This is a genomic window from Clostridium saudiense (genome assembly GCF_000577815.1).
GTDB lineage: Bacteria > Bacillota > Clostridia > Clostridiales > Clostridiaceae > Clostridium > Clostridium saudiense.
This window is the reverse complement of the sequence record NZ_CBYM010000005.1, coordinates 75,922-94,207: the sequence shown is the minus strand read 5'-3', so window position 1 is coordinate 94,207 and position 18,286 is coordinate 75,922. Positions and strand designations below refer to the sequence as shown.

At 29.7% G+C, this 18,286-nt stretch carries 22 protein-coding genes; all 22 read right to left on the bottom strand.

Annotation, left to right across the window (positions count from 1 at the left end; genetic code table 11):
* Positions 1 to 7: 7 nt before the first annotated feature.
* A complete protein-coding gene (locus TY07_RS04310) occupies positions 8 to 304 on the bottom strand; it encodes an STAS-like domain-containing protein (RefSeq protein ID WP_040418830.1) in 297 nt (98 codons plus the stop codon).
* Positions 305 to 315: 11 nt separating this feature from the next.
* A complete protein-coding gene (locus TY07_RS04305; RefSeq protein ID WP_005211507.1) occupies positions 316 to 1,212 on the bottom strand; it encodes an ATP-binding protein in 897 nt (298 codons plus the stop codon).
* Positions 1,213 to 1,353: 141 nt separating this feature from the next.
* On the bottom strand, positions 1,354 to 2,952 hold the full coding sequence (locus TY07_RS04300; protein WP_005211508.1) for a recombinase family protein: 1,599 nt from the start codon (positions 2,950 to 2,952) through the stop codon (positions 1,354 to 1,356).
* Positions 2,953 to 4,173: a recombinase family protein gene (locus tag TY07_RS04295; protein ID WP_042395857.1), complete on the bottom strand. Its 1,221-nt coding sequence runs from the start codon at positions 4,171 to 4,173 to the stop codon at positions 2,953 to 2,955.
* Between the two features lie 54 nt (positions 4,174 to 4,227).
* A complete protein-coding gene (locus TY07_RS18310; protein ID WP_198133976.1) occupies positions 4,228 to 4,383 on the bottom strand; it encodes an SHOCT domain-containing protein in 156 nt (51 codons plus the stop codon).
* Positions 4,376 to 4,801 (bottom strand): helix-turn-helix domain-containing protein, encoded by a 426-nt coding sequence (locus tag TY07_RS04290; protein WP_042395854.1) that lies wholly within the window; start codon positions 4,799 to 4,801, stop codon positions 4,376 to 4,378. The genes TY07_RS18310 and TY07_RS04290 overlap by 8 nt, the downstream gene beginning before the upstream one ends.
* 85 nt (positions 4,802 to 4,886) lie before the next feature.
* Positions 4,887 to 5,567 carry an N-acetylmuramoyl-L-alanine amidase gene (locus TY07_RS04285; protein ID WP_042395852.1) on the bottom strand — a complete coding sequence of 227 codons (681 nt, stop codon included), beginning with the start codon at positions 5,565 to 5,567 and terminating at the stop codon, positions 4,887 to 4,889.
* Positions 5,560 to 5,970, bottom strand: coding sequence for a phage holin family protein (locus TY07_RS04280; RefSeq protein WP_042395848.1), 411 nt, complete (start codon positions 5,968 to 5,970; stop codon positions 5,560 to 5,562). Before TY07_RS04280 ends, TY07_RS04285 begins: the two co-directional genes overlap by 8 nt.
* A gap of 26 nt (positions 5,971 to 5,996) precedes the next feature.
* Complete coding sequence (locus TY07_RS04275; RefSeq protein WP_042395846.1) at positions 5,997 to 7,379, bottom strand: YncE family protein; 1,383 nt, start codon at positions 7,377 to 7,379, stop codon at positions 5,997 to 5,999.
* Positions 7,380 to 7,393: 14 nt separating this feature from the next.
* The gene (locus TY07_RS04270) at positions 7,394 to 9,058 is read right to left on the bottom strand and encodes a phage tail spike protein (protein ID WP_042395843.1); all 1,665 of its coding nucleotides are present in this window, start codon (positions 9,056 to 9,058) and stop codon (positions 7,394 to 7,396) included.
* A complete protein-coding gene (locus tag TY07_RS04265; RefSeq protein ID WP_042395840.1) occupies positions 9,059 to 9,760 on the bottom strand; it encodes a distal tail protein Dit in 702 nt (233 codons plus the stop codon).
* On the bottom strand, positions 9,761 to 12,670 hold the full coding sequence (locus TY07_RS04260) for a phage tail tape measure protein (protein WP_042395836.1): 2,910 nt from the start codon (positions 12,668 to 12,670) through the stop codon (positions 9,761 to 9,763).
* Between the two features lie 18 nt (positions 12,671 to 12,688).
* Complete coding sequence (locus TY07_RS17980; RefSeq protein WP_157029135.1) at positions 12,689 to 12,835, bottom strand: hypothetical protein; 147 nt, start codon at positions 12,833 to 12,835, stop codon at positions 12,689 to 12,691.
* Positions 12,836 to 12,882: 47 nt separating this feature from the next.
* Positions 12,883 to 13,206, bottom strand: coding sequence for a hypothetical protein (locus TY07_RS04255; RefSeq protein WP_042395833.1), 324 nt, complete (start codon positions 13,204 to 13,206; stop codon positions 12,883 to 12,885).
* Positions 13,207 to 13,285: 79 nt separating this feature from the next.
* Entirely contained in the window at positions 13,286 to 14,002 is a 717-nt protein-coding gene (locus tag TY07_RS04250; RefSeq protein WP_042395829.1) for a restriction endonuclease, read from the bottom strand.
* Between the two features lie 2 nt (positions 14,003 to 14,004).
* Positions 14,005 to 15,108 (bottom strand): ParB/Srx family N-terminal domain-containing protein, encoded by a 1,104-nt coding sequence (locus TY07_RS04245; protein WP_042395826.1) that lies wholly within the window; start codon positions 15,106 to 15,108, stop codon positions 14,005 to 14,007.
* 56 nt (positions 15,109 to 15,164) lie between these two features.
* Positions 15,165 to 15,734 (bottom strand): major tail protein, encoded by a 570-nt coding sequence (locus TY07_RS04240; protein WP_042395823.1) that lies wholly within the window; start codon positions 15,732 to 15,734, stop codon positions 15,165 to 15,167.
* Positions 15,727 to 16,077 carry a hypothetical protein gene (locus tag TY07_RS04235; protein WP_198133975.1) on the bottom strand — a complete coding sequence of 117 codons (351 nt, stop codon included), beginning with the start codon at positions 16,075 to 16,077 and terminating at the stop codon, positions 15,727 to 15,729. Before TY07_RS04235 ends, TY07_RS04240 begins: the two co-directional genes overlap by 8 nt.
* Positions 16,061 to 16,462: an HK97-gp10 family putative phage morphogenesis protein gene (locus tag TY07_RS04230; protein WP_042395820.1), complete on the bottom strand. Its 402-nt coding sequence runs from the start codon at positions 16,460 to 16,462 to the stop codon at positions 16,061 to 16,063. The genes TY07_RS04235 and TY07_RS04230 overlap by 17 nt, the downstream gene beginning before the upstream one ends.
* Positions 16,443 to 16,778 (bottom strand): phage head closure protein, encoded by a 336-nt coding sequence (locus tag TY07_RS04225; RefSeq protein ID WP_078061289.1) that lies wholly within the window; start codon positions 16,776 to 16,778, stop codon positions 16,443 to 16,445. The genes TY07_RS04230 and TY07_RS04225 overlap by 20 nt, the downstream gene beginning before the upstream one ends.
* The gene (locus tag TY07_RS04220) at positions 16,778 to 17,053 is read right to left on the bottom strand and encodes a head-tail connector protein (protein WP_042395812.1); all 276 of its coding nucleotides are present in this window, start codon (positions 17,051 to 17,053) and stop codon (positions 16,778 to 16,780) included. The genes TY07_RS04225 and TY07_RS04220 overlap by 1 nt, the downstream gene beginning before the upstream one ends.
* A 21-nt stretch (positions 17,054 to 17,074) precedes the next feature.
* The gene (locus TY07_RS04215; RefSeq protein WP_042395809.1) at positions 17,075 to 18,274 is read right to left on the bottom strand and encodes a phage major capsid protein; all 1,200 of its coding nucleotides are present in this window, start codon (positions 18,272 to 18,274) and stop codon (positions 17,075 to 17,077) included.
* Positions 18,275 to 18,286: the final 12 nt, after the last annotated feature.

Here is an 18,286-nt window from a genome sequence, read left to right as displayed (position 1 = left end):
AGTATAACTAAGATTCTTTGTTAATTTTTTTCATTCTATCTTTAAATGCTTTTAAAATAATAGTATTATTACTATTATTACCATTAATAAAAGACGTATTTTTCTTTATTGTATCGAAATCAAACTTTAATAATAGTTTAGCAAAACATTCATCTGCAAATGAATTTGATAATATTTCAATATTATCTAGATCAAAAATAACCTTGTCATTATTCTCAATAGACTCTTCAATTTTCTCTCTTAATTTATTTCCTAAATCTCTTGTTCCTAAAGAAATTCCTAATTCACAAAATCTTATAATCATATTATTCTCCTTTACCACAAATCAAAAACCATGTCTTCTGCTTCATCAACACTTACTGGAATATTTTCTCCAAATATATCTTCTAGCCTAACCTCATTATCCATCTCTATTTGAAGTGATACTATCGTACCATTAAAATATGGTATATCCCTTATTTCCTTTTCATTATTTTCTATTATCAGCTTTTTATTTCCTGAGTATATCATTAATTTCCCATCATTTAACTCAATAAACCTAGTAGTATGATAAAGCCCATTCCCCATACCTTTTCCATTAGTAACCGATTCTCTTATACAATAAGAAATAGCCTCTTCTTCTGTTAGATTGCTATACTCGCTTTTATCATTTTCTGTTAAACTTCTATATATTCCCTTACCACAATCAATTATTGAGATACATAATTTACGTCCTGTCGGATATCGTTGTGCAACTAAAAATCCACCAATATTAGAATCAGCATGATTTTGAACATTATCTACAACTTCAAAAAAACAATAATTTAACATCTTAAAAACTGATTCTTCTAACTCAAGATTATTTCTAAAAATTTTCATTACCTCATTAACTAATTCTATACTATTAGTATTATCAAAGTTTGTAATCTCAACAAATCTTCCCTCACTACTATATCTATAGTTATTAACTACCGTTTCTTTATTTAAATGCTTATAAAAATCTAGCCTTTCTGCATAACTATTAGAATTTTTTATAATTATAGAAATTGTGTATTCTTCTGATATTTTATATTTGTATAGTGATACTATAACAGCTAAAGTCTCGGGTTGTACAAATTTATATAATACTAAATTAAGCGTGTATTCTTCTCTTTTATTATTAATTTTGTTAAATTCATTCGTAATTTGCTCGATTGTTATGTAATCTGTAATATTAATAGTAATATCTATCATCCTCTGTGCCTCCTAGCTAGTTACTTGAAAATTTTCTATTAATTTAAAATTTTAAGTAAATTATATCACAAATTACAATATTAACCTATTATCATTTCTTTATTGTTCCCAATTCTATTGCTTTTATTCCTTTATAGATATTCAAATAAAGCCATCCCCTGTAGAATATACATTACCATTCTTAAATTCAAATACTATTTCATCTTTGGAATTTACTTCAATTTTATTAATAACACTATTCCATATTCCTTCATCAAACCCTGTAATTAACTCATTACACTTTTCTAATCTTCCTATAAACTCTTTTATATTTTCAAACTTAATCTTTTGCTTAAATACATTTTTCTCTGCCTCTTCTACTCTATTCTTTACTTCCTCATACTTAGTAACTAATTCATTATATTTTTCTTCATACTCTTCTTGATTTAATGCTGCATGTGCATTTCTTTCTACTTGTTTTTTAAGTAACTCTATCAAAATTTCAGCTTCATTTTCTAATTGCAACTTCTCTTTTTCTAGTTTTGAAGTATCACCTAACCTATCAATTATTTCTTTATAATCTCTCAATATCTCATCTTTATTTTCTATCATCTCATTAAAAGCTTTAACAAATAATTCTTTAAGCTTGTCTTCATATATATGTGGTGTTTTACACCTTTCATTGTTATCATACTTATGGTTGCATCTCCATACAACCTTTCTATATTTACTATTAGAGTGCCAAGTCTTACTCCCATAAAATCCACCACACTCACCACATATTATCTTCCCAGAAAAGCAAGAATTACTTCTTCTCAATCCTCTATCACTTCTTCGCCTTTCAAATTCAGCTTGTGCTAAATCAAATACTTCTGCACTTATTATTGCTGGATGACTATTCTCAACATAGTACTGTGGAACTTCTCCCTCATTAACTTTCTTCTTTTTAGTAAGAAAATCTACAGTAAAGCTCTTTTGAAGAATTGCATCTCCCTTATATTTTTCATTATGAAGAATACTTCTAATAGTACTTTCACTCCACACTTTTTTTCCTGCTGGTGATGGAATGTTATTTTCACTTAAGTACTTAGCTATTGTTGTTCCTGCTGTTCCCTCTAAAAACATTTTATATATTAATCTTACTGTCTTAGCTTCTGATTCTACTATCTTAGGTAATCCATCTTCACCTTTTTCATATCCTAGGAATTGCTTATAGGGTAAGCTTACTTTTCCATCTGCAAATCTCTTTCTTTGTCCCCATGTAACATTTTCTGAAATTGACCTACTTTCCTCTTGAGCCAAGCTGGACATTATCGTGATCAGCAATTCTCCTTTACTATCTAATGTGTAGATATTCTCCTTTTCAAAATATACCTCTACCCCTTTATCCTTTAGCTTTCTAACTGTAGTTAATGTATCTACTGTATTTCTTGCAAACCTTGATACTGATTTAGTTATTATTAAATCTATTTTTCCTGCTAAAGCATCTTTAATCATTCTATTAAATCCATCACGCTTTTTGGTGCTTGTTGCTGATATACCTTCATCAGCATAGACCTCTACAAACTTCCATTGATTATTACTTTGAATATATCCTGTGTAATGATCTACCTGTGCTTCATAACTTGAAAGCTGCTCTTCATTATCAGTAGAAACTCTTGCATAAGCTGCTACCCTTTTTAATCTTAAACTACCTTCACTAGATACTGTAGCAAAAGTTTCTACTGCTGGTATCATTGTTACCCTTCTTGCCGTTGTCATTTAAACCATTCCTTTCTTTATTACCTTTCCATTTTTTAAAATCACAATTACTGTTCTGCTTTCTTCAATCTTTATTTTCTCTATAGTCTCATTAAATATATCTTCATCAAACTCTTTTATCTGTAATACTACATTAAGTAACTTTATTAATTGTTCTTCACATATTGGCTTTGCTATACACCCTTCATCTCCATACTTATGATGATTTGAACAAACCCAAGTGCTTCTTCCATTTCTATCTTTATGCTTATAGTTTTTACCACAAATTCCACATTGTATTTTAGAAGTAAATATATAATTTTTCTTTCCTGGCTCACATTTATATTTAATCCTATTAACTTTCATTATTTCTTGAGCTCTTTTAAATGTTTCAATATCTATAATTGCAGGATGTGTTTCTTCTGCATAATACTGTGGTATTGTTCCTTTATTTTTAATTAGCTTCTTAGTCAAGTGGTCCTTAACGTATTTCTTTTGCAGTAACGCATTACCTATATATTTTTCATTTTTAATAATGTCTGCTACCCTTTCAGAATTCCATTTTCCACCCCTTAATTTTTTCACCTTCATTTCTCTTAACTTTTTAGCTATTACTGTACACCCATATCCATCTAAATAATCCTGAAAAATCATTCTAACTATTTGAGCCTCTTCCTCATAAATCTCAATTTTCCCTTTGTCTATCCTATAACCATAAATAAATCTTAAGTTTATAAGCTCTCCCTGCTCAAATCCTTTTCTTATTCTCCATTTACAATTTTCACTTACTGATCTACTTTCCTCTTGCGAAAAAGAAGCGAGGATAGTAAGCATTAACTCACCATCCCCGCTCATACTATGAATATTCTCTTTTTCAAAAAATACATCTACATTTAACTCTTTTAATTCTCTTACAGTTTCCAACATCTTTACTGTATTTCTTGCAAATCTAGAAATTGATTTTGTTATAATCATATCTACCTTTCTATTTCTGCATTCATCCAATAACTTATTAAATTCTTCTCTATTGTCCTTAGTTCCAGTTACAGCTTCATCTGCATAAACACCCACATAGCTCCATTCATTATTATTTTGAATAAGATTACTATAATAACTTACCTGTGCTGAAAGTGAATGAAGCATTGCATCTTTACCGCTAGATACTCTTGCATAAGCAGCTACACGTTTTTTACTTGGAATTTTTGAAATTCCTTTTTGTATCACTTTAATAGTTCTTTCCATTAAATCACTTCCTTCCAGGTGTCAATGTTAGCTCTACAAAATATATAAATCAAGTTATAAAGCCCCAACTACAGGATTATATTTGTTAACTAATAACTTATTTATTTTCTTATAATCTTTTTTATCTATTATTTCTTTTACTAACATTGATTTTGCTATAGCTATTGCTACTCTATAATTTTTTTCACGATTAAATTGTTCTTCATTCATTTTCCCTATCCCCTTTACCAAAACGTTTCTTAATATAACAATTATGACTACAATACTTTCTATTTTTATTTCCATAGCTTTTAAACTTATTACCACACTCATAACAAGTTAATGTATAATATGCTTTTCTATCAATACAATAATCATGCTCTTTCCACCACTGTCTCCTACATTTATCAGAACAGAACTTTTTTCTTGTACCTTTCTCACTTTGCTCTAATTCCTTTTCACATTGCTTACATTTAATATGTTCCTCTATCTTAGTATTAACTCTACTTGCCCTTACTCCACCTAAATTATTTCGTCTACAAAAAGTCTTTACCGTATTCTCTGATATCTCTAAAGATGCTGCTATTTTAGAATAACTATATCCTTTTTCCCTTAAAACCTTTATTCTTTCTTTTTCATTATTAGTCATATGAATCCTCCTAAATCGACTTATATAAATTTATTACTACATATCACTCTGAAATTTATATAAGTCAACATTATCCATATTAATTCTATTTATTAAAAATCATAACAGTTGCATCAACTCCAGCTGCTTTAAGCTTTTGAACTTGTTTATCTGCATTTTCTCTAATAGAAAAAGAACCTGCCATAACTCTATATAATGTTTTACCATCACTAGAATTACTAACAGATTCTTCTTTATAAGTTACTCCTAATTGAGCTAATATAGCTTTTGAAAGAGCTTTGATTATCTCCTTTTTCTTACTATCAAATAAGCTATTATCTTTTGAATTATCTATAAAGCCTAATTCCATTAATACTGCTGGCGCTTTTGTTTCTCTTAGCACATGAAAGTTTGCTTTCTTAACTCCTCTATTTACAAATCCAATATTAACAACAGCTGTTTGTATTTTATCTGCCATAGCTTTAGATCTACTATCTTGATTTAAATAGGTATAAGTTTCTACACCAGTTGCAGCTTCAGGTTTAAATGCATTTCTATGAAATGATATAAAGTAATCATAATTATTTTTATTCTCATAATTACTTCTTTCCTGCAAACTTAAAGTAGTATCAGTAGTTCTTATCTCATCAACAATTACTCCATGTCTTCTTATTTCCTTTGCTACTGCTTTTCCTATTTCTAAAACATCATTACTTTCTTTCCTTCCATTATAACAAGCTCCTGGATCATTTCCTCCATGACCATAATCAAAACATAATCTACTCATTAATACCATCCTCCCTATTTAATTGATGTAATACCTCCATAAGTTTTTGTGGAATAGGTAGTCCTATTCTTGCTGCATTTTCTAAAATACTAATTCCTTCATTAGAAATGTAGAAAAAAATAACGGCTGTACGAATTGCACTACCGTTACCTAATATTTTTGAATCAATTATATGAGCTATTGATACCAATATAAAAATCACTACTTTTCTAAAAATACCCTTAAATCCAACTTCACTTGAAATTTTCTTTTCAACTATTCCAGCCATAATTCCAGTAATATAATCTACTGCTACAAATAACAATAAAGCATAAGCTAAACTATCAAGACCTCCAATTAATCCACCAACAAACGCACCTAAAACTGTAACAATAACTTGTAACCCATTAACAATCTCTCTCATAAACAAAAAATCACTCCTTTTATCATTTAATGTGGAGGCATATCAAATACTCCCACTCTATCCACAGTAATATCATATTGTATCTTCATAGTATTAGTTGGTGTTTTTATTATAGGCTCTGGCAATAAAGTGTGGCTTAATGCTGGTACAAAATATCCTCTTCTTAAATAATTACTTCCTGTAGAAGAACCACTATAATATCCCGAATACACTACTCCACTTTCCCAGTCATAAGTAAAATCATCAGCGTAACTATAATCTCCTTGTATTACCTTACTCCAAGACGCTGAATGATTATATATTATTTCTAAATTTTCATCTAAACAATATACTCTCTCAGATTTACTAGCCACCATGATTTCACTTCCACTTCTTAACTTAGCCATATAATAATCATAACCGCTTCCTAAATTAAGTTTATTAAAATAGATACCATCCTTTCCTACCTTAACAATCATTGATGTTGTTGATTCTGAACTTGAATTTCTTCCTTGTTGAGTAATGTAAATAAATCCTTCATTAGCACATATATCAATTGCCATATTGCTATATGTGTAATATGCCGAAGCTGGTACACTTATTGTATCTAATAGCGTAAAGTCGTCTTTAGAAAATTTATATACACTCTTTCCATTTGTACTTACTCCCCATAAGTTTCCTATCCTATCATAAGTTATTGCTCTACAAGTTTTTGATATAGTAACTTCCTTAATAAAAGCTAATTCCTTTTTATTAAAAATTCCTATCTTTGTATTATCAACTTTTAAAACATATAATTTTTCTTCATCTATACAAATATTAACCTTATCAAAAACCCATGAACCTTTACTTGATATAAAATTATAATCATAATAAATACTATTTAATCTTGGTGTATATGGAGATGATGAACCTGTAGATCCTAAAGTATATATACTATTAAAGGTTCCATTAGCTGCATGTGTAGGAAAATCAACAACAAAGTGTTTAGTATTATCATATCTTTGACTTTCACTTAAATTTATTGTACCTCTTAATGAACTACTTCCTGAGTATGCTGTCCATAAATCTGAATATCCAATTACTTCTCCATATATAAAGGGATCATATTGATTCTCCTCTATTTCCGCATTTGATAATACCATAACTCTATTTGGCGTATAACTATAATCATTATTATAGACTTTACTAATATATCTTGGATTTAAATTATCTAAAATACTATTATATATCATCTCCATATAAGCAACATTTCCTAATGCTGCTGTTATTCTATTTTCACTTTCAGCTTCATAGATTTTTCTTTTTGTTAAGTCGTCAAAAAGTTCAACTTTAAACCTTCCTATAGCTGGTACTACTTCTTTATATTTAACTTTTTCACTTCTGATTCCACTAATTAAATCGTGACTAAAATTAATAGTTTCCCTCATAATTAACCTCCATATTAAATCTCCACTAAATCTATAATTATATTCTCTTTTATGGTTGTACTACTCTTATCTATGTTTGATAAAATGTAATTTGAATTTAATACTTCTATTACACTATTATTTATTATTTCTTCATTGCTATTAATGCTAATAAACATGTCTTTTGATTTTTCTAACCATGGTGTTGTATTGATATAACACTGGTATTCCTTAACTTCTGCATGTGGTGGTTCTGCACTTAATCCACCTTGAAGATTTCTTCCGTCAATCATCAATTGCAAATTCCAAATTGGTATGTTAAATACTCCTGAATCTGTACTTAAAAACACACCAATATAATGAGCCCCTTCTGAAACCTGTGGTATTCCTAAGGGTATTCCTATAGTATTATCTCCTTGCTGCAACTTTACCTTTGGAGTAAAAGTTATATCGTTATTATCTAATTGTATCTTTATAGTTATAGTACATTCTTCCTCAGCTACACCATAAATTGCTAATAACAAAGTTAAATTTGTATTTGCAATTGCACCTACTCCAATATAAATAAATTGCTTAGAAGTTGTATTTATCTGTAAAGATTGAGAATTTGCATAATAAAGCATAGAAGTTAGGGCTTGAGCTACTTGATTTCCTAAATCATCTGTTACAGTTTTTATAATTTTAGTTGGATCTATTGATGTAACAAAATCATCAAGTGGTTGTCCTAATTCAACCTTAGTATTTAATCCTGTTAAAATATCCTTTTTTATTTTTATAACTTTTACTTTTACATCAATATCAAAGTCGCTATGTTTAACAGTAACTATATCTCCTATATTAACCATTTCTAATTTTTTATAATTTTCATATTCTCTTATTTTACTTAATTCAATAAAATCTATTTGAATATTAATAGTACTTAATCCTATTGTTGTAGCTAACTCTGTAGTTAAGCTCCTTAGTGTAACCTCATCTTGAGCATCTTTAAATTCTACTTTTCGTATTATAGGAAAAGGTGGATATAACTCACTATCCCAATTAGGAACATTAATATATTTTTCTGAAAGTTTTATTCCATTAGCACCTTTTGGATAAATTTTAGTTACTACATTTGCTGTGTCTACAGTTATCTTTAATCCCTGTATATTCTTTCCGTATTTTATTAATACTCCTGAATCATTTCCCACTTGTCTTAATATTTTTACAGTAAAATTATCTCTAAGTAATTCCCCCTGTTCCCATCTCTCTATCATCTTAAAGAAAGCTTGAACCGGACTAATTTCTATCATATATAAAGTTTCTGCTTTTACTACATCGCTGTCAACAGTATATATTTTATCTAAATCATTTACTAAAGCCTTTTCCATTGCTGTTTTTATTGGCGCATTTTCAACTCTCTTATCTTCAATAAAATAATAATCCATATCATAAAAAATATGATTTGCATATACCTTAACTCTTTTATCTGTGTCCTGTACTTTCTCTACTTTATAAATTCTAAACAATTGATTATCAGCTTTTATTATATTAAACTCTTTAAAATATAAAGATTTCTTTGAATTTGCAGGATACTCAAATTCTAAGTAATATTGACCATTTAACTCTTCTGTTACTTCTGCTAATATTGGTTCGTTTAAAACTCCAAGGCCATTATTATCAAAATTACCTTTAATAGTTTTTTTATCATATATGCATAACAATTACAGCCACCTCCAATTTGGAATAACCTCCACCTTGGAAACACTACCTGTCCATGATATATTGTTTTCTCCTATTTCAAACTTAGGAAATTCCCCAGTCATTTTATTATTCAAATTATCTGTATCTTCGTTATAGCAATTTTGCTGAACGCTATCTAAAATGATATGATTTGTAACTTCTTTTAACTTTATAACTTCTGAATTAATAGTTAAATTAATATCTGCACTACCAAATATCTTAATTATTGGCTCTGAATATATACTTCCTGGATTTGTTACACTTCCTTCTGCCATCATTTCAATAACATCACTTTCTACTTCATACTTAAAAGGTCTGCAATTAAAAACTATAACAAACTTTGAAATATACTTTAGTACCTGTGTAAAATCTATTACATTAACTACTTGAGCTATATGCTTTTTATTATCTTGATTACTAAAAACTAAATCGCTTTCTCCATAGGACAATAGCCATTCTTTTATTTCATCTATCTTATTTGGTAATATATCATCTTTAATTGAACACTCTAAAGCAATAGTAATATCTTCATAAGTATTCTCATCAAATCGCAAGCTTGAACTTTTACCTGGAATAATTATATTAGTAATTCTTCTTTTAGGAGACGGTATAGATGGCCTTTTAGAAATGTACACTCCATAATCTGAAAAACTATTTTTACCTCTAAAATTAAAACTAAACATCTATTTACCTCCTCTCCCCATAGTTATTCGTTGCCTATAGAACTCTAACTCATAAGCTAATTGTTCTATATCTTTTTCAGTATTATTTATGAAGTTTTCAATATGCAGTGTAACTCCATTATTATTATTTTCACTGGAAGTTCCATTTACTTTTTTCAATGCTTTAGCTAATAAATCATCTAATCTATCTATAGGTAATACTGCTTCTGTTCCCGCCTCACCAACACCTATAACACTTGGAGAATTAAAAATACCTCCCTTTGCATACCAACTAACTGATAGTTTTGGTACACTTGGTGGCACTAAGCTAAACTCTCCACTTAAACTAAAGTGAGGTAATTTAATTTTAGGTATTTTTATTTCTGGTAATCTTAAATTTCTAAAGAAACTAGCTATTGAATCTATAGCTCCTTTAACAGTATCCCTAGCTGTATTAATTGGAGTTGTTATTGCTGTCTTTATAGCATTCCATATGGTTGTTGTTGTATTTTTAATACCATTCCAAATTCCAGATATAGTTGAGCTAATAGAATTAAACACCGTTGATATTACATTTTTAACTCCATTTACAACATTAGAAATTACACTTTTAATTCCTTCCCATATAGTTGATGTTGTACTCTTTATACTATTCCAAGTATTTGTCGTTATAGTTTTAATTCTATTCCATATACTAGTTACCACTGAATTAATAGCATTAAATACAGTTGTTATTGTATTTTTCATTGAATCTATTATTGTAGAAATACTATTTTTTATAGATTCCCAAACACTTGATGTTGTAGCTTTTATGCTATTCCACACAGCTGTGGTTATCCCTTTAATAGCTTCCCACACTGTTGATATTATTGCTTTTATTAGTTCTAATGTAGTGTTAATTATTCCTTTTATCAAATCTAGTGTAGTAGATATTATTGTCTTCATATTTTCCCATACAGTTGATGTTAGATTTTTAATAGCTTCCCATGCACCTTGCCAATCACCTTTAAAAATATTCACTGCTATGTTAATAACACCTTTTATAACTTCAAGTGTGTTTTTTATAACAGTAGATATTAATGTAAAAGCACTGGTTATTACACTTACAATACTATCTCCACACTGGCTCCATATTTGTTTTGCAAATTCAACAAAGGCTTTAAATAACTCCTTTAATCCATCTATAATTCCACCTATTATATTCTTAACTTCATTCCAAGTAGAATTAACTATATTTCTAAACTCTTCATTACTATTATATAAAGTAACAAATATAGCAATAAGACCTGCTATTATTCCAATAACTATTCCTACCGGCCCTGTTAATGCTGTAAGGACAGTTCCTAAAGCTCCTGTTGCTCCACTTGCCGATCCTATAGCTGTGGATATTGATCCAAAAGCGGTAAATAATGAACCACCAACACTAATAACTTTTCCAATAATACTTACTACTGGACCTATAGCTGCAGCTATCATTGCAAACTTTATTATTAAATCTTGTTGTGCCGGACTTAGTGAGGTAAATTTTTCAATAATACCTGTAACTGCTTGAATTAATCTTTCTATAGATGGCATAGCTCCTTCTACAGCTTCAATTAACTTTTTGCCTAAAGGTTCTAAAGCTACAGCCATTTGATTTTTTAATATTATAAACTTATCACTTATAGTTTCCGTATCTTTTGCAGCCTTTTCTATTGTTTCTGGACTGCTTTCTATACTACTTATTAATTCATCAAGGTCTAATCTACCTTCTCTAATAGCAGCTGCCATATCAGGTCCTGCTTTTGCTCCAAACATCTCCATAGCTAAAGTATTTGCTTCACCAGCTGTACCTGCTTCTTTAATTCTTTCTATCATTTCTGCAAGTGCTTTATTAGGTTCGCTTATTCCTTCCTTAGCCATTTTTCCAAGTGCAATTCTTAAACTTCCAAGTACAAGTTCTATATTTACGCCTTCCTTTTCAAACTTACCAAGCATAGCTGCCGAAGTCTGCCAATCAAAACCCATTTGTCTAAGTGGCCCACCAAACTTAGTCATTAACTCTTGAAGCCTTGAAACCCCTATTCCTGTACTTTGGCTAACCTTAAATGTATAGTCTAATGCATCAGCATATTCTTCTGTACTTATTCCTGCATCCTGGAACATTCTTGTTGCAGCTGGAATAAGTGTGTTTATATCCTCACCTGTTATCTTAGCTAGTCTTAACATTTGTGTAGATAATTCTTGTAGTGATTCTCCACTTAATCCTGTTCTTGTATTTAAATCTGCTATTACTTGGCTAGCATCACTCATTGTAGTATTCACTGTAGTGTACACTGCCTTGAAGTCATTTTCTAATCCTTTAAGAGATTCTCCTGTAGCACCTGTTCCAATTCTTATAGTATTATTAGCTTTTTCAAAATCTGTAGCTAATTTATATAGGCCTGTACCAGCTGCAACTATTGGTGCAGTTACAGACATAGAAAGTGTTTTACCTACACTAGAAAACCCTTCACCTACAGTTTTCATTTTGCTGCCAACCCCCTCAAAGGTTTTACCCATTTGAGTCCAGCCACTACTTTGAACTTTAAGCTCCTGATTAACTTTACTAAGTTCATTTTCCATTTTATTAAGCTCTGCTTGAGCATAATTTAATTTAATCTTTAAATTTTCAGTAGCTTTTGCATCTTCACCTTTTGTCTCTGCACTTTCTTGATAACTTTTGGATAGTGCTGCTACCTTCTGCTTTTGAAGTTCCATCTGCTTGCTTAATGTATCTTGCTTTAGTTTCAAGGTTTCTGTTGCTTTACCATAGATCCCCATATTAGTGCTTGCAGCAGCAAACCCACTTTGAACAAGTTTTAAACTTCTTTGAACTTTACTTATCCCATCTTGAAAGCCTTTATCATCAATACCAATTTTAGCAACTACTGTATTACCTCCACTTGCCATATCTATATCTCACCTCCCTTAGAAAAGAACATTATCTATATAATCAAATTCTTCTTTTTCTTCTATTCCATTAACTTTTTTATAAATGCTAAAAAGAGCAGTTAATTTCTTAGGAGTACTTATCCAAAACTGCTCTTCACTCATCCCTAATAAATTTATACCCAAATAATAAAGCCACTCCCAATTCCATGTATCTGAATCGGTGTGGCTTTCTATTCCCCCATATTTTCTTCTATTTCAGGCATTGACTCGCTTAACGCCTCATTAATTACTGTACCTAATCTTTCTAAATCACCAAGCTGTAATAGATCTCCTACAGATTTTAAAGTTACAGTATCATCTTCAACTTTAATTGCTGCATATAATAAAGCTCTTATAGCTTTAATTTTCATAAGTTGTAAATCTTCAAAGGCTTTATTAATATCACCATAAACCTCTTCCAATTCACAAAATGTATTCATATTAAACTTTAGTTCGTATTCTTTATTTCCTAAAATAAACTTAATACCTTTATTTCTTAATTCTGATGCTTTCATATAATAACTCCCTTACCTTAATAAATATAATATAAAAAGGATCTGTAAATCTACAAATCCTCTTTATATTTAATCCCTATCAGCTATTCAATAGTCCCATCTTACTCAAATGTCTTTTAGTTATAATATTAATTTTATTAACATCTGCAACTTTTGCTCCCGCTTTACTTAATTCTCCTGTCGTTACAAACTGAAGTAAATATGGAGTGTTTCTATTAATATCTTCTCCAAATACTCCACTTTCTAATGCTGTATACACCGCACCTACGAACTCCCTCAAATCTTCAACTGGAATACTTCCACTATATTTTTTTACTTGCCCTATAATTAAAACATAACTATCTTTATCCGATATTACATTGTTAAACTTTAACTTTCCCCAATAATCAATACCATCATCATTACTATCTGGAGTAATAACTATATCATCATCATTACATCCCATACGCTTTAACAATTCACTACCAATTCTATTTGCAAATTCATTACAATTTTCTTGACTTACATTAATAGATTCTTGAAGAATATTAAAAGTTTCTGATTTCTTAACTAAATCTGCAGAAGATCCCCTAATAATAAAAGGTTCTAAAAGATTATCTTTTGAAAACTTTTCATTTTCCTTCTTTATTATCGTATATATTTTATTTTCGATCTCTCTTAACTTACTACAATAATCAATACAGTTATCATCTAGTAACATAACCTCACTTAAATAAGCTTCTGCTAACAATTTAATACTTATAGTTTTTTCTGTAAACTTAAATCTATTTATGATAAAAAAAAGAATATAATCCATAATTATTGTAAATGCTCTCCAGCTATTTCAATTATGCTCGTTAAGATTTCTTTATCCTCTTCATTCATATTCTTAACAAATCTACTCGGTAAATTGTCTAAAGTTTTATACATATCTTTCAATACTTTAGAATAGTCTACTTTAACTACTGCATTTCTATTAGTTTTAGAATAAGCAAGATCTATATTACCCCCAACTTCTAAAATCCCCTTCGCTTCATCGTCTATCAGCACTTTATATAACTTTCTTATGTCTAGTGCTCCTGGAATTTGCCTTTTTTGAGTTTCATCTCTATCCTCATCTTCATTATTAGGATCATATATTCCTATCCATTTATATAATTTTAATACTTCATCATTATTTGAAAATTCATTAATACTATCATCCCACCCAAAATATTGTCTCAAATTTACATCTTTTAATACTTCCACAAAATATGAAAAATAAGAGACTAATTTTTCATCTTTTGGCAGCTCTAATTCCTCATGTTTTCTCATATTCTCGAATGCGTAAAAAGCTTTTCTCATCCAAGATGCATTATTTCTTCCTAGTCCTAAAGTCCCAGCAGCCTTAGTGATATTATAATTCAATTCATCAACTAAAGATACTAAAGCTCTTGCTTGTTGATATGGCTTCCACTGTTTGATTCCAGATATATGTCTTAACCCTTGAATCAATAATTGAAAATCTGAGGATGTTTCATATGTCTTATCAGAAATTGTTAATACATTAATTTGCTTAAGACTATTTAAAATATCCTCTTTTACCTCTTTTCCATCTTCAATATCTTCTAAAATACTTTTTACTGCTGCTATTCTTCTATTACCTTCTATTACAACATAAAATTCTGAGTCATCTGTCAACTTAACGACAACAATTCTATCAATAGGTAGAAAACCTACATTTTCTATAGAATCTTTCAACTTATCAACCCCAAATTTTCTAATATTAGTAAGAGTACCGCCTTGAATTTTTTCATCATCCATCCTATTATTTGCTACTCTATTTTTTACAGCTGAAAATCTTGGATTATTAGCATCCAATAATAATTTTTCTATCTCTATTACCTCTGGCTTTAATTTTTTTAATAATATTCCATCATCCATTTCTTTACCAACCCTTTCATTATATATATAATTTTACCATATACACTTTTTTATATTCAACTTTTTTTAGGCTCATCAGGAAGTTCTATAAACCAACTAGTAACTATTGAAGCATCAACTCCTGTTCCATCTTCATCAACTATAAATCTATAATTTCCATCAAAATCTCTAGCATAAAACTTTCCTGTTAGTTTTGCACTTTTAGGATTTGGTTTTTCTGCTTCAGTATCATATTCATCACTTGTAAGTTCAAACTTACCCTTTAACAACCATACATATCTATACTTACCATTAGTCTTTTTAGATTTAAATCCAAGAGCTATTGTTGGTGGTATATCATCTTTATTTTCTATAAGTACACCTTTTACAACTTTTGCTCCTTGCAGTTTTGCTCTACTTGCTAAAGATAATTGATTTACTTCAATTTCAACATCTACTCCTTCAAATGCAGCAATAACATCTTCTACTGAATCATCTGAATATATATTTTCAGTATTTGATTTTGGTGATAGCTTCGCACTTATAGCTCTTTCTAATTTTTCTGGTGTTTCATAGGTTGCTCCACTAGCTATATCCTCAGTTAAAATTGCTATATGAATATCTTTTAATCCCATTTGTCTAGCCATTATATAATTCCCCCTTTTTTTCTAAAAAATAAAATCTAATTCCTTTATGGTATATTTCTGTATCACTTTCATATAAATCTTCTTCATTAAGTCTTTTAAATCCAAAACTAATTAATAACTCCTTAACCTTACTTACTAGCTGTGTATAATCTCCCTTTGTCCATATATCTACTTGTATATAATGCCCTGTCATAGCTTCAACATCATCTTCATATTCTTCTCCATTAGCTGAATACTCATGAAAGGTTATATATTCTTTGGCTTTTCCACTATACTTCTGAAAGGACACTGGTATTTTTAAAGGCTTTAAAGTATCAATAATTAATTTATTTATCAAACTCATCAAGCCCCCTTTGAAGCTCTTTTTTTATTACATTATTTATTTCTTTTTCATTTTCAATTACTGATTTTTCTGCCCAATGTTGAGCTGGTATTTTGCTTGTACCCCATTCAGTAAACTTACTATAAAAGAATTCCGAATTATCACCTTTATTAGGTCCTATCATTACAAAATCTACACCATTATCTTTGTTTATTTCTGAAACTTTAATATTGTCAGCCATATGCTTTTTTATATCACTAGATCTTGGAGCTTTCTTTTCCATACTATCTTTTACAAGTTCACCAGCTTTATCTAAAGCTTTCTTTTTAATTTCTTCTGACTTCTCACCTAACTTATTTACCTTATCAATAAGTTCAGCCATCCCTTCAAGTTGAATCTTCGCCATTAGAGTCCACCTCCATAGCTTTTATTTCACAATATTTATTTTCATATCTTATATTATTTATATCCGTTATGTTGTACTTTCTACCTTCAAAATTAATTATCATACTTTCATCTATATCCTTTATAAATCTTATAATAAACTTAACTGTCTTTTCTTTGTTTATAGTTGCAGCTTCAAAGTATTCTTTACCACTTAAATTTAAAACCTTAGCCCATACAGTTTTATAATCTTGCCATTCACTAACTTCAAATCCATTTTCATTAATAACTGTAACTAATATTTGAAAAATAATTCTATGTTTTAAACTTCCTATCATCACCATTCATCCTTTCTATATGAAAATAAAAGCTTAGTCATAATGTCTATAACTTCCTTAACATCATAATCTTCTCTTTTTTCATACATATTAGCTACAGAATACATTACAGCTTGTTTAATAATCTCTGGTAATATTTCAAACTCTGATACAGGATATCTAAGAATACCTTCAACTAAATCTTCTGATACATTAATAAAAGTTGAAATGAGTGTATCTTCCTCCTCACCATCAACTCTTAAATATAATTTAATTTCTTCTAAGGAAACTACCATACACTCACCTCCACTAAATTATTATGATGTTTTCATTTGCATTACTTTTATAGCTTCAGGTAATATTAACTTACCATCAACTCTTTGTGTTGCTTTAAATCCTACTTGTCCATTCGCTGCATATAATTCATTCAACCTTTGGAATGATCTACCTTGTCTATCAGCTACCCAATAATACTTAAAGTCTCCAAAAGCAATAGACTTTGCTCCTGCTGCTAAAGTTGGTATATATGCTGATGTTTTAACCGGTCTATTTAAAATAGTATCTGGTGTTCCCGCAGTTAATGATGGTTGCCAGATATATTGTCCATTTCCATCTTTAAGCTTTCTAATAGCTTTTACAGTAGCATCATTCATTGTGAATATTGCATTTTTTCTATATGGAGATTTTAAAGAATAGAATAAATCCATTATTTCATCTAAGGTTATAGCTGTTGCACCTGCAGCTGTAACTCCAACTTCTGCTCCACCAGTAGCTGCAAATATTCCTGTAGGTTTTCCTGTTCCATCTCCAACAAAGAATGCCTCCTCTTCTTTAGCACCAATTCTTCTAGCAAATTCTTTTGCTATATATTGCTCTAAATTAAAAACACTATCATTAAGAAGTTCTTCTGAAACTTTAATGATAGTGGCTAACTTATATGCTCCTATTGATACTTGCCCAAATGCATCATCTGACTCTGGAATTAAACCTTCTTCATCAACCCATGAAGCTGTTCCCTTAGTTGAAACAACTGGTATCTTTCTATCTCCTGAAGAAGTCTTTATTACATTAGCAAGTTGTCTAAATATATTTTGTTCTTCTAAGCTTTCAATTAATGTTCTTTCAAATTCATCTGGTGCAAGAACCCCTCCCTCACTGTCAGTACCAACTTGAAGTGCATTTTGTATTTCAAAACTATTTTTATTTCTCATAGTATTCCAGAAAGCATTATTATACTCATCTGTTGCTCTTCCTGTCTTTTCTCCTTGAATACCTGCTTTAGGATTATTTCTTATGGCATTTGACGTAGCCTTTGATAACTCTAAATCTAATGCTGCTTGTCTCTCCAATCTATCAATTTCTTTTCCTAAGTTAACAACATCAGCTTCCATCTTCTCATAAGTTTCTGTATCCTCTGCTGATAATAAACCTTTATCATTTCTTCTACTATCTAAAAATGATTTTGCACTATCCCATAGCTTTGCTCTTTTTTCTCTTAATTCTAATATTTTATTCATACACATTCCTCC